The sequence below is a fragment of the Roseococcus sp. genome (assembly GCF_965227005.1).
GTDB lineage: Bacteria > Pseudomonadota > Alphaproteobacteria > Acetobacterales > Acetobacteraceae > Roseococcus.
Genome location: NZ_CBDDFJ010000008.1, coordinates 104,976 through 124,379 on the forward strand (window position 1 = coordinate 104,976; position 19,404 = coordinate 124,379).

General features: G+C 71.3%; 15 protein-coding genes. 14 read left to right on the top strand and 1 reads right to left on the bottom strand.

Going from position 1 to position 19,404, the window contains the following annotated elements:
• The first annotated feature begins 45 nt into the window (after positions 1-45).
• The 11 genes from ACO057_RS04055 to ACO057_RS04105 all read left to right on the top strand — a co-directional run bounded on the left by ACO057_RS04055 (position 46) and on the right by ACO057_RS04105 (position 11,290).
• Positions 46-1,134 (top strand): efflux RND transporter periplasmic adaptor subunit, encoded by a 1,089-nt coding sequence (locus tag ACO057_RS04055; protein WP_421989069.1) that lies wholly within the window; start codon positions 46-48, stop codon positions 1,132-1,134.
• Entirely contained in the window at positions 1,131-4,193 is a 3,063-nt protein-coding gene (locus ACO057_RS04060) for an efflux RND transporter permease subunit (RefSeq protein WP_421989070.1), read from the top strand. Before ACO057_RS04055 ends, ACO057_RS04060 begins: the two co-directional genes overlap by 4 nt.
• A gap of 1 nt (position 4,194) precedes the next feature.
• Positions 4,195-4,644, top strand: coding sequence for a Na+/H+ antiporter subunit E (locus ACO057_RS04065; protein WP_421989071.1), 450 nt, complete (start codon positions 4,195-4,197; stop codon positions 4,642-4,644).
• Complete coding sequence (locus ACO057_RS04070; RefSeq protein ID WP_421989072.1) at positions 4,637-4,897, top strand: monovalent cation/H+ antiporter complex subunit F; 261 nt, start codon at positions 4,637-4,639, stop codon at positions 4,895-4,897. The genes ACO057_RS04065 and ACO057_RS04070 overlap by 8 nt, the downstream gene beginning before the upstream one ends.
• Complete coding sequence (locus ACO057_RS04075) at positions 4,894-5,181, top strand: cation:proton antiporter (protein ID WP_421989073.1); 288 nt, start codon at positions 4,894-4,896, stop codon at positions 5,179-5,181. Before ACO057_RS04070 ends, ACO057_RS04075 begins: the two co-directional genes overlap by 4 nt.
• Positions 5,178-6,119 (top strand): MnhB domain-containing protein, encoded by a 942-nt coding sequence (locus tag ACO057_RS04080; RefSeq protein WP_421989074.1) that lies wholly within the window; start codon positions 5,178-5,180, stop codon positions 6,117-6,119. The genes ACO057_RS04075 and ACO057_RS04080 overlap by 4 nt, the downstream gene beginning before the upstream one ends.
• On the top strand, positions 6,116-6,415 hold the full coding sequence (locus tag ACO057_RS04085) for an NADH-quinone oxidoreductase subunit K (protein WP_421989075.1): 300 nt from the start codon (positions 6,116-6,118) through the stop codon (positions 6,413-6,415). The genes ACO057_RS04080 and ACO057_RS04085 overlap by 4 nt, the downstream gene beginning before the upstream one ends.
• A complete protein-coding gene (locus tag ACO057_RS04090; RefSeq protein ID WP_421989076.1) occupies positions 6,408-7,859 on the top strand; it encodes a complex I subunit 5 family protein in 1,452 nt (483 codons plus the stop codon). The genes ACO057_RS04085 and ACO057_RS04090 overlap by 8 nt, the downstream gene beginning before the upstream one ends.
• Positions 7,856-9,457, top strand: coding sequence for a complex I subunit 5 family protein (locus ACO057_RS04095; RefSeq protein ID WP_421989077.1), 1,602 nt, complete (start codon positions 7,856-7,858; stop codon positions 9,455-9,457). Before ACO057_RS04090 ends, ACO057_RS04095 begins: the two co-directional genes overlap by 4 nt.
• Before the next feature lie 64 nt (positions 9,458-9,521).
• A complete protein-coding gene (locus ACO057_RS04100; RefSeq protein WP_421989078.1) occupies positions 9,522-10,316 on the top strand; it encodes an enoyl-CoA hydratase/isomerase family protein in 795 nt (264 codons plus the stop codon).
• A gap of 131 nt (positions 10,317-10,447) precedes the next feature.
• Positions 10,448-11,290: a universal stress protein gene (locus ACO057_RS04105; protein ID WP_421989079.1), complete on the top strand. Its 843-nt coding sequence runs from the start codon at positions 10,448-10,450 to the stop codon at positions 11,288-11,290.
• 38 nt (positions 11,291-11,328) lie between these two features.
• Here the strand turns inward: ACO057_RS04105 and ACO057_RS04110 are convergent, their stop codons facing one another.
• A complete protein-coding gene (locus ACO057_RS04110; RefSeq protein WP_421989080.1) occupies positions 11,329-12,408 on the bottom strand; it encodes an aminotransferase class V-fold PLP-dependent enzyme in 1,080 nt (359 codons plus the stop codon).
• A 108-nt stretch (positions 12,409-12,516) separates the two neighbouring features.
• On the opposite strand from ACO057_RS04110, the gene ACO057_RS04115 reads away from it, so the two are divergent.
• The 3 genes from ACO057_RS04115 (at position 12,517) to ACO057_RS04125 (ending at position 19,299) form a co-directional block, all read left to right on the top strand.
• Positions 12,517-15,852: a DUF2126 domain-containing protein gene (locus ACO057_RS04115; RefSeq protein ID WP_421989081.1), complete on the top strand. Its 3,336-nt coding sequence runs from the start codon at positions 12,517-12,519 to the stop codon at positions 15,850-15,852.
• An 18-nt stretch (positions 15,853-15,870) separates the two neighbouring features.
• The gene (locus tag ACO057_RS04120) at positions 15,871-18,327 is read left to right on the top strand and encodes a circularly permuted type 2 ATP-grasp protein (RefSeq protein ID WP_421989082.1); all 2,457 of its coding nucleotides are present in this window, start codon (positions 15,871-15,873) and stop codon (positions 18,325-18,327) included.
• Between the two features lie 105 nt (positions 18,328-18,432).
• Complete coding sequence (locus ACO057_RS04125) at positions 18,433-19,299, top strand: transglutaminase family protein (RefSeq protein WP_421989083.1); 867 nt, start codon at positions 18,433-18,435, stop codon at positions 19,297-19,299.
• The last annotated feature ends 105 nt before the right edge of the window (positions 19,300-19,404 follow it).

Sequence of the window (19,404 nt, forward strand, 5' to 3'; positions counted from 1 at the left end):
GCGCCATGTCCCTTTGGGGCGGGGTGCCGCGACAAATCCTGGGGGATGACCATGCTGTCGGCCGCACGCACCGGAGCCATCGGGCTCCTCCTCCTGGGGTCGCTGACCGCCTGCGACGACGGCACGCCCGTCGCCGCGCCGGACATCCGGCCCGTCCGCGTCATGACCGTCGAGGGACGGGCCGCGGGCGAGGTCATCTCGCTCACCGGCACCATCCAGGCCGAGACCGATGTGAACCTCGCCTTCCGCATCGACGGACGCATGGTCGAGCGCTCGGTCAATGTCGGCGACCGCGTGACGGCGGGCCAGGTGGTGGCCCGCCTCAATCGCGACAACGAGGAGAGCGGCCTGCGCTCGGCCCGCGCGACGCTCCAGGCGGCCAATGCCCGTGTCGTGGAGACGCGCAACAACTACTCGCGCCAGCGCCAGCTTCTGGCCAGCGGCTTCACCACCCGCGTGCGCTACGACGAGGCGACGCAGCAGCTCCAGGCCGCGACCTCGGCCGCCGATTCCGCCCGCGCCCAGGTGCAGATCGCCGAGAACCGCCTCGGCTACACGGATCTCGTCGCCGATTCCAACGGCACGGTGACCGCCCGCGGCGCCGAGCCCGGCGAGGTGGTGCAGCCCGGCCGCATGATCCTGGTGATCGCGCAGGAGGGCGGACGCGACGCCGTCTTCGGCGTGCCCGCCTCGGTGAAGGACCGCGCACCGGAAAATCCGGTCATCGACGTCTCCCTGACCACCGATCCCGCCATCCGCGCCGTGGGCCGCGTGCGTGAGGTCGCACCCCGCGCCGATGCCGTGACCGGCACCTTCCAGGTGCGCGTGGGGCTCGCCGAGCCACCGCCGGGTCTGCGCCTGGGCTCGACGGTCACGGGCCGCCTGCGCATCGGCGGCGGCGAGGGCTTTGAGATCCCGGCCAGCGCGCTGACGCGCATCCAGGGCAATCCGGCGGTCTGGATCGTCGATGCCGCGGCCCAGACGGTCTCGCTGCGCCCTGTCGAGGTCGCGCGCTTCGATCCGGCGGGCATCGTCGTCTCTTCCGGCCTCATGGCGGGCGATATCGTGGTGACGGCGGGCGTGCAGGCGCTACGCCCGGGCCAGAAGGTCCGCCTGCTCGGCGCCGCGTCGTGATCGGGCCGAACCTCTCCGAATGGTCCATCGGCCGAAAGTCGCTGATGGTCTATTTCATGCTGGTCGCGGTCATCGCGGGCTGCCTGGTCTTCATGAAGCTGGGCCGCAACGAGGATCCCGCCTTCACCTTCCGCACCATGATCGTGCAGGCCTCCTGGCCGGGCGCGACGTTGGAGGAGACGCTCCAGCAGGTGACCGAGCGCATCGAGCGCACGCTGCAGGAGACGCCGAACGTCGACGACGTCCGCAGCTATACCAGCGCGGGCCTCGCCACGATCTTCGTGAACCTCAAGGGCTCCACGCCGCCGGCCGTCGTGTCCGACATGTGGTACGAGGTGCGCAAGCGCGTGGGCGACATGCGCGGTCAGCTGCCGCAGGGCGTGATCGGCCCGGGCTTCAACGATGATTTCGGCCAGACCTTCGGCATCATCTACGGCTTCACGGCCGACGGGTTCACCCATCGCGAGCTGCGCGACCAGGTGGAGGCCGTGCGCTCGCGCCTGCTGCTGGTGCCCGACGTCTCCAAGATCGAGATTCTCGGCGCGCAGGACGAGCAGGTCTTCATCGAGTTCTCGACCGAGCGGCTCGCTGGTCTCGGTCTCAATTTCCAGGCGTTGATCGCCGCCCTCCAGTCGCAGAACGTGGTGCGGCCGGCGGGCGTGGTGCAGACGGGCGACGAGCGGCTGACCATCCGCGTCTCCGGCGCCTTCGAGAACGAGGCCGACATCCTCGCCGTGAACTTCGTCGTCGGCGACCGGATCATCCGGCTCGGCGACATCGCCGAGGTCCGCCGCGCCTATTCCGATCCGCCGCAGCCGATGTTCCGCGTGAACGGCCGGCCCTCCATCGGCGTCGCGATCGCGATGCGGGATTCGGGCGATATCCTGGCCCTGGGGCGCAACATCCGGGCCGCCATGCGGAGCATCACGGCCGAGCTGCCGGTCGGCATCGAGCCGCACCTCGTCGCCGACCAGGCGGAGACGGTGGACACGGCCATCAATGATTTCACGGACAGCCTGTGGCAGGCGATCCTGATCATCGTGGTCGCCAGCTTCGTGAGCCTCGGCGTCCGGCCGGGCTCGGTGGTGGCGCTCTCCATTCCGCTGACGCTGGCCATCGTCTTTCCGTTCATGTCGCTGGCCGGTATCGACCTCCAGCGCATCTCGCTGGGCGCGCTGATCATCGCGCTGACGCTGCTGGTGGACGATGCGATGACCACGGTGGATGCGATGATCCGCCGCCTGGGCAAGGGCGACACCAAGGAGCAGGCGGCGACCTTCGCCTATCGCACCCTGGCCGCCCCCATGCTGACCGGCACGCTGGTCACCATCGCGGGCTTCGTGCCGATCGGCTTCGCGGCCAGCTCCGCCGGCGAGTACACCTTCTCGATCTTCGCGGTGGTCGGCATCTCGCTGATCGTCTCCTGGTTCGTCGCCGTGCTCTTCGCGCCGCTGATCGGCCTCGCCATCCTCAAGGCGCCCAAGGTCGTCGCGAATGCCGGGCCGGAGAAGGTCGGGCTGATGATGCGCCTCTATACCGGCCTGCTGCTGGGGGCGATGCGGCGGAAGTTCCTTACCATTCCGCTCACCTTCGCGATCTTCGCCCTGGCGATCTTCGCGATCCGTTTCGTGCCGCAGCAGTTCTTCCCGGCCTCGGACCGCACCGAGCTCATGGTCGATCTGACCTTGCCGCAGAATTCCTCCATCTTCGCCAGCGCCGATCTCTCGGGCCTGCTGGACGCGGCCTTGAAGGAAGACCCGGATGTGGATCGCTGGAGCACCTATGTCGGGCGCGGCGCGATCCGCTTCTACCTGCCGCTGAACGTCCAGCTGGCGAACCCCTTCTTCGCGCAGCTCGTGGTCGTGGCGAAGGATCTCCCCGGCCGTGACCGGCTGCGGCTGCGGCTGGAGCGCAAGCTCGCGGAGGAGTTCCCCAACGTCATCGCCCGCGTCTCGCCGCTGGAACTCGGCCCGCCCGTCGGCTGGCCCATCCAGTACCGGGTCAACGGCGCCGACCTCGAGCAGGTGCGCGAGATCGCGCTCCGCGTGGCGCAGGTCGTCGCCACCGCCGGGGGCGCGCGGCATGTGAACTTCGACTGGATGGAGCCCTCGCGCCAGCTGCGCGTGCGGGTGGACCAGGACCAGGCGCGGATCCTCGGCCTCAGCTCGGCCCAGGTTTCGGCCGCGCTGAACGCGGCCGTGACCGGGCAGGTGGTGACCCAGCTGCGCGACGACATCTACCTGATCAACGTGGTGGCGCGCGCGACGGCGGAGGAGCGGCTGTCGCTCCCCAATCTGCGCTCCATGCAGGTGGCGCTGCCGGGCGGGCGCTCGGTGCCGCTCAGCCAGTTCGTCACCTTCGAATACGAACAGGAATACCCGCTCGTCTGGCGGCGCGACCGGGTGCCGACGCTGACCGTGCAGGCCGACGTGCGCATCGGCGTGCTGCCGGAGACGGTGGTGAACGAGCTCGCCCCGCGCATGGCCGAGCTGAATGCCTCCCTGCCGGAAGGCTATCGCGTCGACACCGGCGGCATCGCCGAGGAGAGCGCGGAATCCAGCGCCTCGGTCGCCGCCGTGGTGCCGCTGATGATCGTGCTGATGCTGACCGCGCTGATGTTCCAGCTTCAGAGCTTCCAGCGCCTGACCATGGTGGTGGCGGTGCTGCCGCTGGGCATGATCGGCGTCGTCGCCGCGCTGCTGATGTTCCGCCAGCCGCTGGGCTTCGTGGCCATCCTGGGCATCCTCGCGCTGCTGGGGATGATCGCGAAGAATGCCGTCATCCTCATCGTGCAGATCGAGGCCGACCGCGCCGAGGGCATGGGCATCTGGGAGGCCGTCGTGGCCGCCAGCACCTCGCGCTTCCGGCCGATGATGCTGACGGCGATCTCGACCGTGCTGGGCATGATCCCCATCGCGCCGACGGTGTTCTGGGGGCCGATGGCCTTCGCCATCATGGGCGGGTTGCTGGTCGCGACCCTGCTGACGCTGGTCTTCCTGCCCACGCTCTATGTCGCCTGGTTCCGGGCGCGTGAGCCGCAGCCCGCGAAGGCCGGGTGACATGGCCGCGGCTCTGCTGCGGTTCGCGGGGCTGCTGGCGGTCTGGATCGTGATCGGCGAGGCCGGCGGCAAGGATCTGGCCGTGGGGATTCCCACGGCCGCCCTCGCCACCTGGTTCAGCCTGCGTCTGCTGCCGGTCGGGATCTACCGGCCGCGCCCTCTGGCCCTGGCGGGGCTGCTGCTGCGCTTTCCGTTGCAGGCGCTTCTGGCCGGGACCGAGGTCGCCCGGCGCGCCTTCGATCTGCGCCTCCGGCCGGGCTTCGTGCCCTATGCGCCGCGATCCAGCCTGCGCGATGCCTTCCTGACCTGGTCGAGCCTGCAGCCGGGCACGCTGCCCGCCGGCGAGGATGAGACGGGGGCCGTGCTGGTCCATGCCCTGGACGCCACCCGGCCCGTCGCGGCCGCGATGGCCCGCGAGGAGGCGCGTTTCGCGCGGGCCTTCGGTGGCTGAGTTCCTGCTTTTCATCTCGGGCTGCGTGATGCTGACCGTGCTGGTCGGGCTCTGGCGCGTCCTGCGCGGCCCGACCGATGCCGACCGGATGATGGCCGCGCAGCTCCTGGGCAGCGGCGGCATCGCCGCACTGCTGCTGCTCGCGGCCGGCCTGGGCAACAGCGCCATCTTGGATGCCGCGCTGTCGCTCTCCGTGCTCGCGGCCTTCGCCTCGGTGGCCTTCGCCCTCCATGCGCCGGAGGGCCGCGAGTGAGCCTGCTGGCCGATGCCTTCACCGTGGTTGCCGTGCTGGCCGGGCTGTTCTTCCTGGCGGCGGGCACGCTGGGCCTGCTGCGCTTCCCCGACACGCTGAGCCGGCTGCACGCGCTCACCAAGGCCGATGGCCTCGGCCTGGGCCTCATCGTGCTTGGGCTGATGCCCCAGGCGGGGAGCCTGCTCGGCGCGCTCAAGCTGCTGCTGGTCTGGGCCCTGGCGATGTTCGCGGGGGGTACGGTCGGCCAGATGATCGCCCGCGTCGCGCGGCGGGATTCCCGATGAGCCCTTTGCTCCTGCTCGACCTCGCTCTGGCACTGTCGGCCATCGCCTTGGCGCTCTGGACCGTCGCCGCCCGACGCATCTTCGAGGCGGTCGTCGGCTTCATCGCCTTCGGGCTGCTGCTCTCCTTGGCCTGGGTGCGGCTCGGCACGGTGGACGTGGCGCTGACCGAGGCGGCCGTCGGCGCGGGGGCAGGGGGCGTTCTGCTGCTCGGCGCCTCGGCCCGGCTGGGTGGCCGGGCGCTGGCCGAGGCGAAGGACATGCCCGTCCTGGCGCTGCGGATCGCGACGGGCCTGCTTTGCGCGCTGCTTTCCGGCGCCCTGGCCTGGGCCCTGCTGAGCCTGCCGACGCCCGCGCCGAGCCTCGCACCCCTTGCCGCCGCGAACCTCGCCGCGACGGAGCTCGGCAATCCCGTCTCCGGCGTGCTGCTGGCCTGGCGGGCGATGGACACGCTGCTGGAGGCGGTTGTGCTCGTCCTGGCGGTGATCGGCGTCTGGTCGGTGGCCGGCGACGACGCCTGGGGCGGCATCCCGGGGCCGGCCCAACCGCTGCGATCCGATCCCGCGTTGCGCCTCGCGGCCCAGGTCATCCCGCCCATCGGCGTGGTGATCGGCGTGCATATCGTCTGGACCGGGGCCGATGCGCCCGGCGGCGCCTTCCAGGGCGGGACGGTGCTCGCCGCCATGTGGGTGCTGGCCTGGATGGCGGGGCTGGTGCACCCGCCAGCGGTGAGCTCGCGGAAACTGCGGATCTGGGTGGTGCTGGGTCCGCTGGTCTTCATCGCCGTCGGGCTGCTGGGCTGCTTCCTGGCCGATGCCTTCCTGGCCTATCCAGCCGGCTTCACCAAGCCGCTGATCCTGGTGGTGGAGGCGGCGCTGACCTTCTCCATCGCGGTCGGGCTGGTCCTGCTCCTGGTCGGCCCGCCGGAGGCCGCGCGATGAGCGAGACCGCGATCTATGGCCTCACCGCCGCCGCGCTGATCGGCATCGGCCTTTACGGCGTGTTGACCCATGCCGAGCCGTTGCGCCGCATCCTCGCCTTCAACCTGTTGGGGGGCGGGGTCTTCCTCGTCTTCGGCGTGGTGGCGCGGCGCGGGGCGGGGGCGGGCTTCGACGGCGATCCCGTGCCGCAGGCCATCATCATCACCGGCATCGTGGTGGCCTTCGCGGCCACGACGCTCGCCGTCGCGCTGCTGCTGCGGCTGGCGAAGCTGCGCGAGGATCCCCCGCATGATTGAAGCCGGGCTGCTGCCGCTCGCCGCCATGCTGCCGGCGGTGGCGATGTCGCTGGGCTTCGCCGGCGGTGCGCGCCTGGCCGAAAGGCTGACGCTGCTGGCCCCGCCGGTCGGCTTCCTGATCGCGCTGGCCATCGCGGCCGCGCTGCTGCGGGGCGGCCAGCCGCTGGTCTATCATCTCGGCGCCTGGGCCCCGCCGCTCGGCCTGGCCATGCGGGCCGACGGGCTGTCCACCGCGCTGCTGCTGACGACGACGCTCATCCTCGGCATCACGGCGGTCTTTGCGCGGGCCGAATTCGGCTCCGCCGCCGGCGAGGCCGAGACGCGCCGAAAGCTGATGTTCTGGTGCCTGCTGCTCGCGCTCTGGACCGCCATGGCCTGCGTGCTGCTGAGCAACGACCTGTTCAACCTCTTCGTCGGGCTGGAGCTGCTGACCTTCGCGGCCGTGCCGCTCGCCGCGCTCGACGGCAAGGCCGAGACGATTTCCGCCGCGTTGCGCTACCTGATGTTCGCGCTGCTCGGCTCGGTGCTTTATCTGCTGGGCGTGGCGCTGCTCTATGGCAGCCACGGCACGCTCGACATCGGGCTGCTGCGCGGACTGGTCCGGATGGACGCACCCACCATGTTGGCCGCCGCGCTGATGACGGCGGGGCTGATCGCGAAAGCCGCGCTCTTCCCGCTGCATCTTTGGCTGCCGCCGGCCCATGCGGGCGCGCCCGCCGCGGCCAGCGCGCTGCTTTCCGCGCTGGTGGTGAAGGGCTCCTTCTACCTGCTGGTGCGGCTCTGGCTCTATGTGATGCCGCCGGAAGCCTCCTGGGCGGCGACGCAGCTGCTCGCGGGATTGGGCGCGATGGCGATCCTGCTCGGCAGCCTCGTCGCACTGCGGCAGGCGCGGCTGAAGCTGCTGATCGCCTATTCGACCATCGCGCAGATTGGCTACCTGTTCTTCATGTTCCCGCTGGTGCTGGCGGGTGGTTCGGGCGCCTGGCTCGGCGGGGTGCTGCAGGCGGTCTCGCACGCCTTTGCTAAGGCCTCGATGTTCCTCGCGGCGGGGGTGATCTCCAATGCGCTGGGGCATGACCGCATCGCGGGCCTCGGCGGCGTCGCGCGGGCGATGCCGGTGCCGCTGATCGCCTTCGGCCTGGCCGGGCTCTCGCTGATGGGCATCCCGCCGAGCGGCGGCTTCACGGCCAAATGGCTGCTGCTGCAATCGGCGCTCCAGACGGGGCAATGGTGGTGGGCCGTGGTGATGCTGGGGGGCGGGCTGCTCACGGGCGGCTATGTCTTCCGCGTGCTGGTGGCGTCCATGCGCGGCGCGGAGAACCCCGTCGCCGTCTCGAGGATCGGTCTGCAGGAGAAGATGGTGCTGCTGCTGGCGCTCATCTCCGTCGTGCTGGGGATGCTGCCGCTCTATTCCTTCGGGCTGGTCGAGATCGGGCGGCCATGAGCGCGGACCTGCTCCTGGCGACCATGCTGGTGCCGCTGCTGATGCTGGCGGCCTGCCTCTCGGCCGAGGTCCGGCGGCGCATGCCGCGCCTGCTCTGGCTGGCGCCGCTGCCGGGCCTCGCCGCCGCGCTCCTCGCCGTCGGCGAGCCGCCGATGGTGCTGGATGCGGACCGGCTTCGCTTCACGCTGGAGCTTGGCCGTCCGGCGGCGCTGCTGCTCGGCGTGGCCTCCCTGCTCTGGAGCGCGGCCGGGGCCTATGCCGCCGCCTATCTGCCCCGCGAGCTGGCGACGCAGCGCTTCGCCAGCTGGTGGCTGCTGACCATGGCCGGCAGTCTCGGCGTCTTCGTCGCGGGCGACCTCGTCACCTTCTACCTGGCCTTCGCCATGGTGAGCCTTTCCGCCTATGGCCTCGTCATCCACGACCGGACGGAGCGCGCCTGGCGGGCAGGCTCGATCTACCTGCTGCTCGCCGTGCTGGGCGAGATTTTTCTCCTGTTCGGCTTCGCCGTTCTCGCGGTGGCCTCGCCCGGCGACAGCATCGCCATCGCGGACGTCATGGCGGCGCTGCCGGCCTCGCCCTGGTACGGGGCGACCATCGCGCTGCTCATCCTGGGCTTCGGGCTGAAGGCGGGCATGGTGCCGCTGCATGTCTGGCTGCCGCTCGCGCATCCGGCCGCGCCCATGCCGGCCTCGGCCGTGCTGAGCGGCGTGATCGTGAAGGCCGGCATTATCGGGCTGATCCGCTTCCTGCCCTGGGATGCCGGCGGCCCGGTGCTGGGCGAGGCGCTGACGGTGCTGGGCTTCGTCACCGCCTTCTACGGCGTGGCGATCGGCGTCACCCAGGCCAATCCCAAGACCGTGCTGGCCTATTCGAGCGTGAGCCAGATGGGCGTGGTGATGGCCGCGCTCGGCGCGGGCCTCGCGGCCGGGCAGGGGGCCACGCCGATGGACGCGGCCTTCTATGCCTCGCACCACGTGCTGGCGAAGGGCGCCTGCTTCCTCGCGGTCGGCGTCGCCTATGCGGCGGGGCGCCGGCGGATGGTCGCGGTGATGATCCCCGTGCTGCTGCTGGTGCTGAGCTTCGGCGGCTTCCCGCTGACCGGCGGCGCGCTGGCCAAGGCGGCGGTGAAGGATCAGCTCGGCTACGGGCTGCTCGGCGCGCTTTCGATGATCTCCGCGGGCGGCACCACGCTGCTCATGCTGCATTTCGCGCGGCGTCTGGCGGCCGGCATGAAGGAGGCGGGCGACTGGCCGGGCCTGGGCATGCTGCTGCCCTGGCTGGCCATGACCACCGCCGCCATGGCCGTGCCCTGGCTGCTCTTCACCGAGGTCGGCAGCTTCGCCGACGTGTTCAAGACGGACGCGCTGTGGAAGGCCGTCTGGCCGATGCTCCTCGGGGCCGCGCTGGTGCCGCTGCTCGGCCGGCTGCCCGCCGTGCCGGAGGGCGATGTGCTGATCCCCGCCGAGCGGGCGTTTCACCGGGCCGCCGGGCCGCTGGGCCGTGCGGCGGACGGGCTGGAGCGCGTGCTGAACTGCTGGCCGCAGGCGGGGCTCGCCTTGCTGCTGCTCCTGCTGGGTTTCGGGCTGGCCCTGGTCTGACCTTCCCTTTCGTAAGCGGGCGTTTCGCGTATCCTGCCCGCCGAAAGATTGAGGGAGCTTGACCATGGACGGCATGCAGCCGGAGGCGACCACGCCTCTGCTCACCATCGAGGGCGCGCGCGCCACCATCCGCCTGAACCGTCCGGCCGTGCACAACCGCATCGAGCCGCCGGATCTGCTGAAGCTCATCGAGCATTTCCAGACCATCGAGGCCGATCCCGAGATCCGCGTCGTGGTGCTGACGGGGACGGGCAAGTCCTTCTCCTCGGGTTATCATCTCGGCGATCTCGCCAGCCGCCCGGACGCCGAGGTCACGGCGCGGGACGACGGTCCGTCCTTCGAGGCGGTCGGCGACATGCTCGAAAACCTGAAGGTCCCGGTGATCTGCCGGCTGAATGGCGGCGTCTATGGCGGCTCGACGGATCTGGCGCTGTGCTGCGACTTCCGCATCGGCGTCGAGCGCTGCGAGATGTTCATGCCGGCCGCGCGCATCGGCATCCACTACTACCCCTCGGGCATGAAGCGCTATGCGAGCCGGCTCGGGCTCAACGCGGCCAAGAAGCTGTTCCTGACGGCCGAGAAGATCTTCGCGCCCGAGATGCTGGCCATCGGCTACCTGACCGAGGTGGTCCCGGCCGATGAGCTGGATGCCCGCGTCGATGCGCTGGCGATGCGCCTGGCCTCGCTCGCGCCGCTCGCGGTGCAGGGCGTGAAGCGCAGCCTGAACGAGATCGCGCGCCAGGAATTCGACCATGCCGGGGCGCTGGAGCGCGCCAAGGCGAGCCAGAAGAGCGAGGACCTGAAGGAAGGGCTCAAGGCCTTCCACGAGAAGCGCACGCCCGTCTTCAAGGGGCGCTGAGGGGGCGTCGTCGGCCAAGGCGCGTTACATCCGCTCTAGGCAGACGATCCGCGTCACGGGTCAGTCCCGAGAGGATTAAGCTGGGACGGGCCAGCAGGCGCGCCCCAGGTTGGGCCGGAAAGGGATTGTCCATGTTCAAGCAGATTCTCGTGCCGGCCACGGGCACCGCCGAGGATGCGGTGACCTTCGCCACGGCGCTCAAGGCGAGCCGCCTGTTCGACGCGCATCTCGAATTCCTGCATGCCCGGCCCGACCCGATCGAGGCGGTGGCCGGCCTGGCCACGATGGATGGCGCGGGCGGCTTCGCCGCGGGCGAGCTGATGGATACCCTCGAACGGATGGGCGCGGAGGGCGAGGCGAAGGCGCGCGCGGAGGTCGCCGCGCTCCAGCTGGCCGAGGGCCTGACGTCCGACGCGGCGGCGTTCACGGTCCAGGTCGGAGACGCGGCGCGCTGGCTGGCCCGGTATGGCCGCACGGCGGATCTCATCGTGAGCGGGCGTTGGCGCGGCGAGGACGTCGCCATGGCGCTCCTGCAGCAGGTGCTCTTCGAGGGCGGCCGGCCGCTCCTGCTGGCGCCGCGCGCGGCGCCGGCCAGCCTGCACGACGTCGTCGTGGTGGCGTGGAAGGACACGGCCGAGGCGGCGCGGGCCGTGGCGGCGGCCATGCCCTTCATCACACGGGCGACGGAAGTGCTGGTGCTGACGGTGGATGAAGGCGCGGACGACGCCACCGAGGGCTCCTGCGAACGCCTGGTTGCCACGCTGAGCCGGCACACGCCCTATGTGGCCGCGCGCCATCTCGCCGCCGGCGGCGGCAGGCCGGCGGATGTTCTCCTCGCCGCCGCGGCGAAGGCCGGGGCGAGCCTTCTCGTGATGGGGGGATACGGCCACAGCCGGGCCCGCGAGATGGTCTTCGGGGGCTTCACGCAGCGCGTGCTGCGCGATGCGGACATGCCGGTGCTCATGATGCATTGAGGCGCACCCCCCCCCCCGGTCGACCCAGGGGGTAGGAGCTAATAAAGCCGGCGCACCTGCTCGAAGGCGCGTTCCATATCGAATTCGTCGTTATAGCCGTGGAAACTGATCCGGATGCGCCCGCGTCCATTCCAGGTCAGCACGCCGTGTTCTTCCAGCGTCTTCACGGCCTTCGCCGCCTCCGGATGCGGCAGGCAGACGCTGGCGCCGTGATGGGCCGGCGTCATCATCGGAAGCTGCGCATCCAGGCAGCGGCGACGCAGCTCGCCGGCGAGGCCGGTCACATGCGCCTCCACGCCCGGATGCTCCGCCAGGTAGTCCAGGGAGGCATTGAGCGTATAGACGCCGGCGTGGTTCGGATTGCCCCGGCAGAAGCGCATCGCATCGGGAACGAGGCCCACGGGATCGCGCCAGTCCGGCCGGCCCTGGCTTGCCATCGAATACCAGCCGGCGCTCTGCGGCGCCCAGTCCGGCTGGCGCGCCCGGTTCCAATAGGCGGCGGCGATGCCCGAGATCCCCAGCAGCCATTTGTAGCTCGCCGCGAAAGCGAAATCCGCGATCGAGGCGTCGATCGGCATCCAGCCTGCGGACTGCGTGTGGTCCACCACCAGCAGCGCGCCCACCCTGTCGGCGAGTTCGTGCAACGCAGGCAGGTCCGCGCGCTCGGCATGGAGGAAGCTCGTGCTGCTGACGGCGATGACCCGCGTGCGCGGCGAGACGACGGCTGCGACGCCGCCGACGCCCTCGGCGACCCGCAGCGTCACCCCCGGCTGGAGCGCGAAGGGCGCCGCCAGCGAGGGATATTCGACATCCGGCACCACCACCTCGTCGCCCGCGCGCCAGTCCAGGCTGGCGGCGAGCATCGAGACGCCCTCGGCCACCGAGGAGACCAGGCCGATATCCGCGACCGCGCAGCCCCAGGACCCCGCGATCCGGCGGCGCAGCCCCAGGATCTCCTCCTCCTGGCGGAGATCGCCGGCCGGTCCGTCCGATTTATCGGCGAGATAGCGGATGATCGCATCCGCCGTTCGTCGCAGAACAGGCGTCTTGCCGCCCGCGCAGAGATGCGCGACGCCGGGTGTGATGTGGAAATCCTCGGGGGGAAAGAGCGCTGACATTCGCCCAGCATGGACGCCTCAGCGAAATTCGCGCAATCCGTACGATAGGATATGGCGGAACCCTGCCCATCAGGCCGAACATCCTGCCTCCCAGGAGATAGGCCGCGCATGTCGATCCACGTCGCCCTCACGCATCGCACCAGCTACAGCTACGACCGCGCGGTCACGCTGGGCCCGCAGACCATACGCCTGCGGCCCGCGCCGCATGCGCGCACGCCCATCCTGGCCTATTCGCTGAAGATCGAGCCCGAGCCGCATTTCATCAACTGGCAACAGGACCCGCAGGGGAACTTCCAGGCCCGCGTCGTCTTCCCCGAGCGGGTCACGCATTTCGACGTGACGGTGGATCTCGTCGCCGACATGGCGACCATCAATCCCTTCGACTTCTTCCTCGAGCCCGAGGCCGAGACCTTTCCCTTCACCTATGACCCCGTGCTCGACCAGGAGCTCGCGCCCTTCCGCAAGGTCGAGACGCCGGGCCCGAGGCTCGCCGCGCTGCTGGCGGAGATCCCGCGCCAGGAGCGGCGGATGGTGGACATGCTGGTCGAGGTGAACCAGCTCGTTCAGTCGAAGATCTCCTATATCGTGCGCATGGAGCCCGGCGTCTGGGAGCCGGAGAAAACCCTGGCCGAAGCGCGCGGCTCCTGCCGCGATTCCGGCTGGCTGCTGGTGCAGGCGCTGCGCCATCTGGGCTTCGCCGCCCGCTTCTGCTCGGGCTATCTGATCCAGCTCGTGGCCGACCAGAAGCCCGTCGACGGCGGCGCGGAGGGCACCGCGGTCGACTTCACCGACCTGCATGCCTGGGCCGAGGTCTATCTGCCGGGCGCGGGCTGGGTAGGGCTCGACGCCACCTCCGGGCTGATGACGGGCGAGGGGCATATCCCGCTCGCCGCGACGCCTGAGCCGCAATCGGCCGCGCCCATCTCCGGCCTCATCGAGAAGGCCGAGACCGAGTTCGACTTCGAGATGTCGGTGACCCGCCTGCGCGAGACGCCGCGCGTCACCAGGCCCTATACGCCGGCCGTCTGGGCCGCGATCGAGGCGGCCGGCGTCCAGGTGGACAAGGCCATCCAGGCCCAGGGCATGCGCCTGACCATGGGTGGCGAGCCCACCTTCGTCGCCGCGACCGACCGCGATGCCGCCGAGTGGAACACCGATGCGCTCGGCCCCACCAAGCGCGCCTATGCGGGCCGGCTGCTGCGCCGGCTCACGCCGCTCTGGGCCAAGGGCGCGGTGATCCACACCGGCCAGGGCAAGCAATATCCGGGCGAGCCTTTGCCGCGCTTCGCGCTCTCGGCGCATTGGCGCGCGGATGGCGAGCCGGTCTGGCGCAACCCCGCGCTGCTGGCCTCGGACGACGACAAGGGCACGGCGACCGGCGCCGAGGCCACGGCCTTCGCGAAGATCCTCGCCGAGCGGCTGCAGGTTCCGCCCGAGTTGCTCTGCGCGGCGCATGAGGACGTCCATTACTACCTCTGGCGCGAGAGCCGGCTGCCGGCCAATGTCGTCGCCGAGGATGCCCGGCTCGCCGACCGGCTGGAGCGCGCGCGCTTCGCCCGGCTCTTCCGCGGTGGCCTGGCCACACCGGTCGGGGCCGTCCTGCCGCTGCGCCGCGTGGTCCAGGGCGGCGAGCGCCGCTGGCAATCGGGCCGCTGGCACTTCCGCGACGACACGCTTTTCCTCACCCCCGGCGACGCGCCGATGGGCCTGCGCCTGCCGCTCGCCTCGCTGCCCTGGGTCGATCCCGAGCAGCTGGCGATGGAGGTGGATTCCATCACCGATCCCTTCTCGCCCGAGGCGGGCAAGCCCCTGCCGCAGCTCGACCAGCTGCATGCCGCGCGGCGTAGGGAAGGCGAGCTTCCGGCCGACCAGCGCCCGACCCCGCAGGCCGCGCCCGAGATCGACGCGGATCACCCCGGCAAGGTCCGTACCGCCCTCTGCGTCGAGCCGCGCGGCGGGCTGATCCACATCTTCTTCCCCCCGCTGCCCGACGTGGAGGATTGGCTCGCTCTGGTCGCCGCGATCGAGGCCACGGCCGAGGAGACGGGCCAGAAGGTCTTCCTGGAGGGCTATCTGCCGCCGCGCGATCCGCGTTTGCCCAATTTCTCCGTCACCCCCGACCCCGGCGTGATCGAGGTGAACATCCATCCCGCGACCTCCTGGCCGCAGATGGTGGAGCGCACGAAGCAGCTCTACGAGGAGGCCCGACAGGTGGGCCTCGCCTCGGAGAAATTCATGCTGGACGGCAAGCATGTCGGCACCGGCGGCGGCAATCACGTGGTGATGGGCGCGGCGCGGCCGGAGGACAGCCCCTTCCTGCGCCGGCCCGACCTGCTGCGCAGCCTCGTCTCCTTCTGGCACAACCATCCCTCGCTGAGCTTCCTCTTCAGCGGGCTCTTCATCGGCCCCACCAGCCAGCACCCGCGCGTGGACGAGGCGCGGATGGACGCGCTGCGCGAGCTCGACATCGCCTTCCTCGAACTCGACAGGATGGGCGGCGACCCGCCGCCCTGGATGACCGACCGGCTCTTCCGCAACATCCTCGCCGACATGACGGGCAACACGCACCGCACCGAGTTCTGCATCGACAAGATGTACGACCCCAACTCCTCCACCGGCCGCCTCGGCCTCGTCGAGTTCCGCGCCTTCGAGATGCCGCCCCATGCCGAGATGAGCCTCGCGCAGATGCTGCTGATGCGCTCGGCTTTGGCCGGTTTCTGGGACAGGCCCTATCGCGCCCCGCTGGTGCGCTGGGGCACGAGCTTGCACGACCGCTTCATGCTGCCCCACCATGCCGAACAGGATTTCCGCGGCGCGCTGGAGGAGCTGGGCCAGTTCGGCTTCCCGCTCCAGCCGGAATGGTTCGCCCCGCATCTGGAGTTCCGCTTCCCGCAGATCGGCAAGGTCGTCCTGGGCGGGATGGAGCTGGAGCTGCGCGACGCGCTGGAGCCCTGGCACGTCCTCGGCGAGGAACAGGCCGCCGGCGGCACCGTCCGCTACGTGGACAGCAGCGTCGAGCGCGTCCAGGCCAAGGTCAGCAACTGGGTGCCGGAGCGCTACATCCTGGCGGCCAACGGCGTCGCCGTGCCCGTGCAGCCCACCGGCCGGGCGGGCGAGTTCGTGGCCGGCATCCGCTTCAAGGCCTGGGATCCGCCCTCGGCGCTGCATCCCTCCGTGCGCGGGCAGGGGCCGCTGATCCTCGACGTGCATGACCGCTGGACGGGCCGCTCGATCGGCGGGCTGACCCATGAGGTCGTGCATCCGGGCGGGATGGCCTATGAAGCCTTCCCCGTGAACGCCAATTCCGCAGAGGCGCGCCGCCGATCGCGCTTCATCCCCTTCGGCCACCAGGCCGGCGCGCGCGTGCTCGCCGAGCCGCAGCGCAGCCTGGAGCATCCCTGCACGCTGGACCTGCGCGCCTTCGCCGGCCAGACCATCGACTGATGACGGATTCTTGCGCGTATGGCTGATTTCCTCACCGGCGGCCCCGACGAGATGGTGTCCGGCGACGGGCGCATCCGAGGCCATTGGCGCGCGCTCATGGGCATCATCGGCAGTCTTGGCCGTCCGGCTCTGGCCGAGCGGGGCGAGCGGCTCTCGCGCGCCATGGCCGAGGACGGGGTGGCCTCGCTGCTGCCCGGCGCGGCGCGCGAGCTGTGGAAGCTCGACCCCGTGCCGCTGCCCCTCATGGGCGGGGAGTTCGAGGCGCTGGCCGCCGGCATCGCCCAGCGCGCCCGCCTGCTGGACGCGGTCCTCGCCGATCTCTACGGCCCGCAGGAGCTTCTGGCCCAGGGGCATATCCCCGCCTCGATGGTCTTCGGCAGCCCGGCCTTCCTGCGCGCCGCGCATCGCAGCGGGGGACCCGCGCGCCGGCCCATGCTGCATCTCTACGCCGCCGACCTGCTGCGCCGGCCCGATGGCAGCTGGGCCGTCCTGCAGGACCGCACGAGCCTCTGCTCGGGCCTCGGCCAGCTGCTGGAGAACCGGCGGCTGCACAGCTCCGCCATGGCCGAGGCCTTCGGCGCCGCCCAGCCGCGCAGCATCTCCTCCTTCTTCGAGCTCTGGCAGGAGGCGCTGGTCCGCCTCGCGCCGCACGGCCGGCGCGACCCCGCCGTCGCGCTGCTCTCGCCGGGCACGAAGGACCCGCATTGGTTCGAGCATGTGGTGCTCTCGCGCGAGCTCGGCTGCGCCCTGGTCGAGACCGGCGACCTCACCATGCGCGGCGGCGCCCTGTTCCTGAAGACCCTGGCCGGGCTGCAGCCGGTGGATGTGGTGCTCTCCCGCGTGGATGCGGCGACCCTCGATCCGCTGGACCAGCCCGAGGCCCGGGCCTCCAGCGGCGTGCCGGGCCTTCTGGATGCGGTGCGCCACGGCGCGCTGACCCTGCTCAACGCGCCCGGCGCGGGGCTGGGCGAGGCGCCGGCCCTGGCCGCCTTCCTGGAGGGCCTTTGCCCCACCGTCCTGGGCGAGACGCTCCGGCTGCCCTCGCTGCCGACGCATTGGCTGAGGCCGGGCGCGCCCGTGCCGCCGCTGCCCGAGGGCTACGCGGCCTGGTGCTATCGCCCGGCGGGGCAGGGGGCGGGCCCGGAAGTCCTGGCGCGGCCCGACACGCCGCCGCCGGCCGGCCTGGCCGTGACGGCCCTGCCGCCGCTGCCGGTCGCGCCCTCGCTGGTCGGCTCGACCCTGACGCCGACGCCCTTCGTCCTGCGGGTCTTCGCCATGTCGGACGGGACGAGCTGGCACGTGCTGCCCGGCGGCATCGCCCGCGTCGCGGCCGAGGGCGCCGCGCTCACGGGGCGGCTGGCGGGCGGCGGCTGGTGCAAGGACGTCTGGGTGCCGGCGGACCCCTCCGAGGCCATCATCGGCCCGGCGGCGCGCAGCGGCCCGCCCATCGCCATCACCCGCAGCTCGGGCGCCATCCCCTCGCGCGTGGCGGACAACCTCTTCTGGCTCGGGCGCTATGTGGAGCGGCTGGATCGCGCGGCCCGGCTCATGCGCGCCGCCATCGCCCGCCTGCGCCGTGGCTCGGTCCTGCCGCGCGAGCTGGCGGAGCTGACCACTTTGGCCACCTGCCTCTGCGAGGCGGGGCTCATCGACGAGGAGGCCCGCCCTAGCGCGGGCAGCCTGACCTCGCTGGCCAACGCGCTGGGGCGCACCGCCCGCCCGGCCGTGCGCCGGCTGCAGGGCTGCATCGGCGGCCTCGTGGAATCCGTGCGCGACCGCCTGACCGCCGACATGCATGCGACCATCAAGCAGACCCTTCGCGCGGCGGAGGAGGCGCTGGAGCAGTCGCCGGCCGACCTGTCGGATCTCGCCCGCGCGCTGCTGCCCTCGCTGCGCTTCGCCAATGCGGTCGCCGGCATCACCTCCGAGAACATGGTGCGCGGGGGGGCGCGGCTCTTCCTGGAGCTCGGGCGGCGGATGGAGCGCGCCCAGGCCGTGGCTTCCGAGGTCGCGGTGGCGCTGGACACGCCGCCCGCCCGTATCGAGGCGGGGCTGCGGCTGGTGCTGGAACTCTGCGACAGCGTCATCACCTATCGCAGCCGCTACCTCGCCGTGCTGCAGCCCGCCCCCGCGCTGGACCTCGTCCTGGCCGACCCCTCCAATCCGCGCGGGCTGGCCTTCCAGCTCAAATCCATCCGGACCGCTTTGGCCGAGGTCGCGGGCTTCGCCGAGGAAGGAGGCCCCACCCAGGATGCCGCCGACCTGCTGGTCCAGGCCGAGGGGATCACCGCCACCCTGCTGGCCGCCCCGGACCAGGCGCTGGAGGCCACCCGCCTCCTGCCGGGGCTGCTGCGGGAGATGGCGGGCGGGATCGGCGAGCTGTCGAACGACGTGGCCCGCCGCTACTTTGCCCTGCTGCCTGCGGCCCGGGCCGTCGGCGTGGACACGGGCGAGGCGGCCGTGATCGAGGCTTGAGGAGCGCGACCCGGCGGGTCCGGGAGTTGCACGCCGTGCGACCATGGCGGTGGCCCCGCGCATCCGCCACTATGGGGGTATGATTCTGCTGTCGTCAGTTCCCGGATGATCTATTGGCTCCGTCATCGGACCGCCTATGGCTATGCGCGCACGGTGGATCTGGCTTCGCATCTGCTGCATCTGAAGCCGCGGACCCTGCCCGGGCAGCGCGTCCTCTCCTCCCGGCTCACCTGCCTGCCGGCACCGGACCACCACACCGAGACGCAGGACCATTTCGGCAATGCCGCGACCCGGCTTTTCCTCGTCGTGCCGCACATGGCCTTCGAGGTGACGGCGGAATCCGTGGTCGAGGTCGATTTCCCCGAGCCGCCGCCGGCCTGGAGCACCCCGCCCTGGGAGCAGATCGCGGCCGGCGCCGACCGGATGGAGACGGCGGATTTCCTACTGCCCACCCGCTACGTCCCCCTCCTGGCCGAGGCCACGGCCTATGCGGCGGTCAGCTTTCCGCCCGGACGCCCGGTGCTGGAGGGCCTGCTCGACCTCAATGCCCGCATGCGGCGCGAATTCACCTTCCAGGCGGGGGTGACGAGCATCACGACGCCCATCTCCGAGGTGCTGCGGCTGCGGCGGGGCGTCTGCCAGGACTTCACGCAGCTGATGCTGGCGGGGCTGCGGGGCCTGGGCCTGCCGTCGCGCTACATCTCCGGCTATGTGCGGACGCGCCCGCCGGCGGGGCAGCTGCGCCGGCGGGGCGCGGACCAGTCGCATGCCTGGGTCTCGGCCTGGATCGGGGATCAATGGGTGCAGCTCGATCCGACCAACGGCATCGTGGTGCGCGACGAGCATGTGGTGCTCGCCTGGGGACGGGACTTCGCCGATATCTCGCCGCTGCGCGGGGTGCTCCTCGGGGGCGGGGCGCACCGTCTGGAGGTGAATGTGGATCTGGAGCCGGAGACGGAGCGCGCCGCCTGACACGGATGCCGATGCGGGGCCGGCCGGTCCCGCGCCAGGCGGGATGTCCCGCCATTCGGGATGAGGCCGCCGTCCCAGCAACATCGGTATGATCGCTGAACCCGG

Excerpts from the sequence above, each read along its gene's own strand:
- ACO057_RS04055 (WP_421989069.1), top strand. The coding sequence starts at position 46 with ATGACCATGCTGTCGGCCGCACGCACCGGAGCCATCGGGCTCCTCCTC.
- ACO057_RS04065 (WP_421989071.1), top strand. The coding sequence starts at position 4,195 with ATGGCCGCGGCTCTGCTGCGGTTCGCGGGGCTGCTGGCGGTCTGGATC.
- ACO057_RS04080 (WP_421989074.1), top strand. The coding sequence starts at position 5,178 with ATGAGCCCTTTGCTCCTGCTCGACCTCGCTCTGGCACTGTCGGCCATC.
- ACO057_RS04085 (WP_421989075.1), top strand. The coding sequence starts at position 6,116 with ATGAGCGAGACCGCGATCTATGGCCTCACCGCCGCCGCGCTGATCGGC.
- ACO057_RS04090 (WP_421989076.1), top strand. The coding sequence starts at position 6,408 with ATGATTGAAGCCGGGCTGCTGCCGCTCGCCGCCATGCTGCCGGCGGTG.
- ACO057_RS04095 (WP_421989077.1), top strand. The coding sequence starts at position 7,856 with ATGAGCGCGGACCTGCTCCTGGCGACCATGCTGGTGCCGCTGCTGATG.
- ACO057_RS04100 (WP_421989078.1), top strand. The coding sequence starts at position 9,522 with ATGGACGGCATGCAGCCGGAGGCGACCACGCCTCTGCTCACCATCGAG.
- ACO057_RS04105 (WP_421989079.1), top strand. The coding sequence starts at position 10,448 with ATGTTCAAGCAGATTCTCGTGCCGGCCACGGGCACCGCCGAGGATGCG.
- ACO057_RS04110 (WP_421989080.1), bottom strand. The coding sequence starts at position 12,408 with ATGTCAGCGCTCTTTCCCCCCGAGGATTTCCACATCACACCCGGCGTC.
- ACO057_RS04115 (WP_421989081.1), top strand. The coding sequence starts at position 12,517 with ATGTCGATCCACGTCGCCCTCACGCATCGCACCAGCTACAGCTACGAC.
- ACO057_RS04120 (WP_421989082.1), top strand. The coding sequence starts at position 15,871 with ATGGCTGATTTCCTCACCGGCGGCCCCGACGAGATGGTGTCCGGCGAC.
- ACO057_RS04125 (WP_421989083.1), top strand. The coding sequence starts at position 18,433 with ATGATCTATTGGCTCCGTCATCGGACCGCCTATGGCTATGCGCGCACG.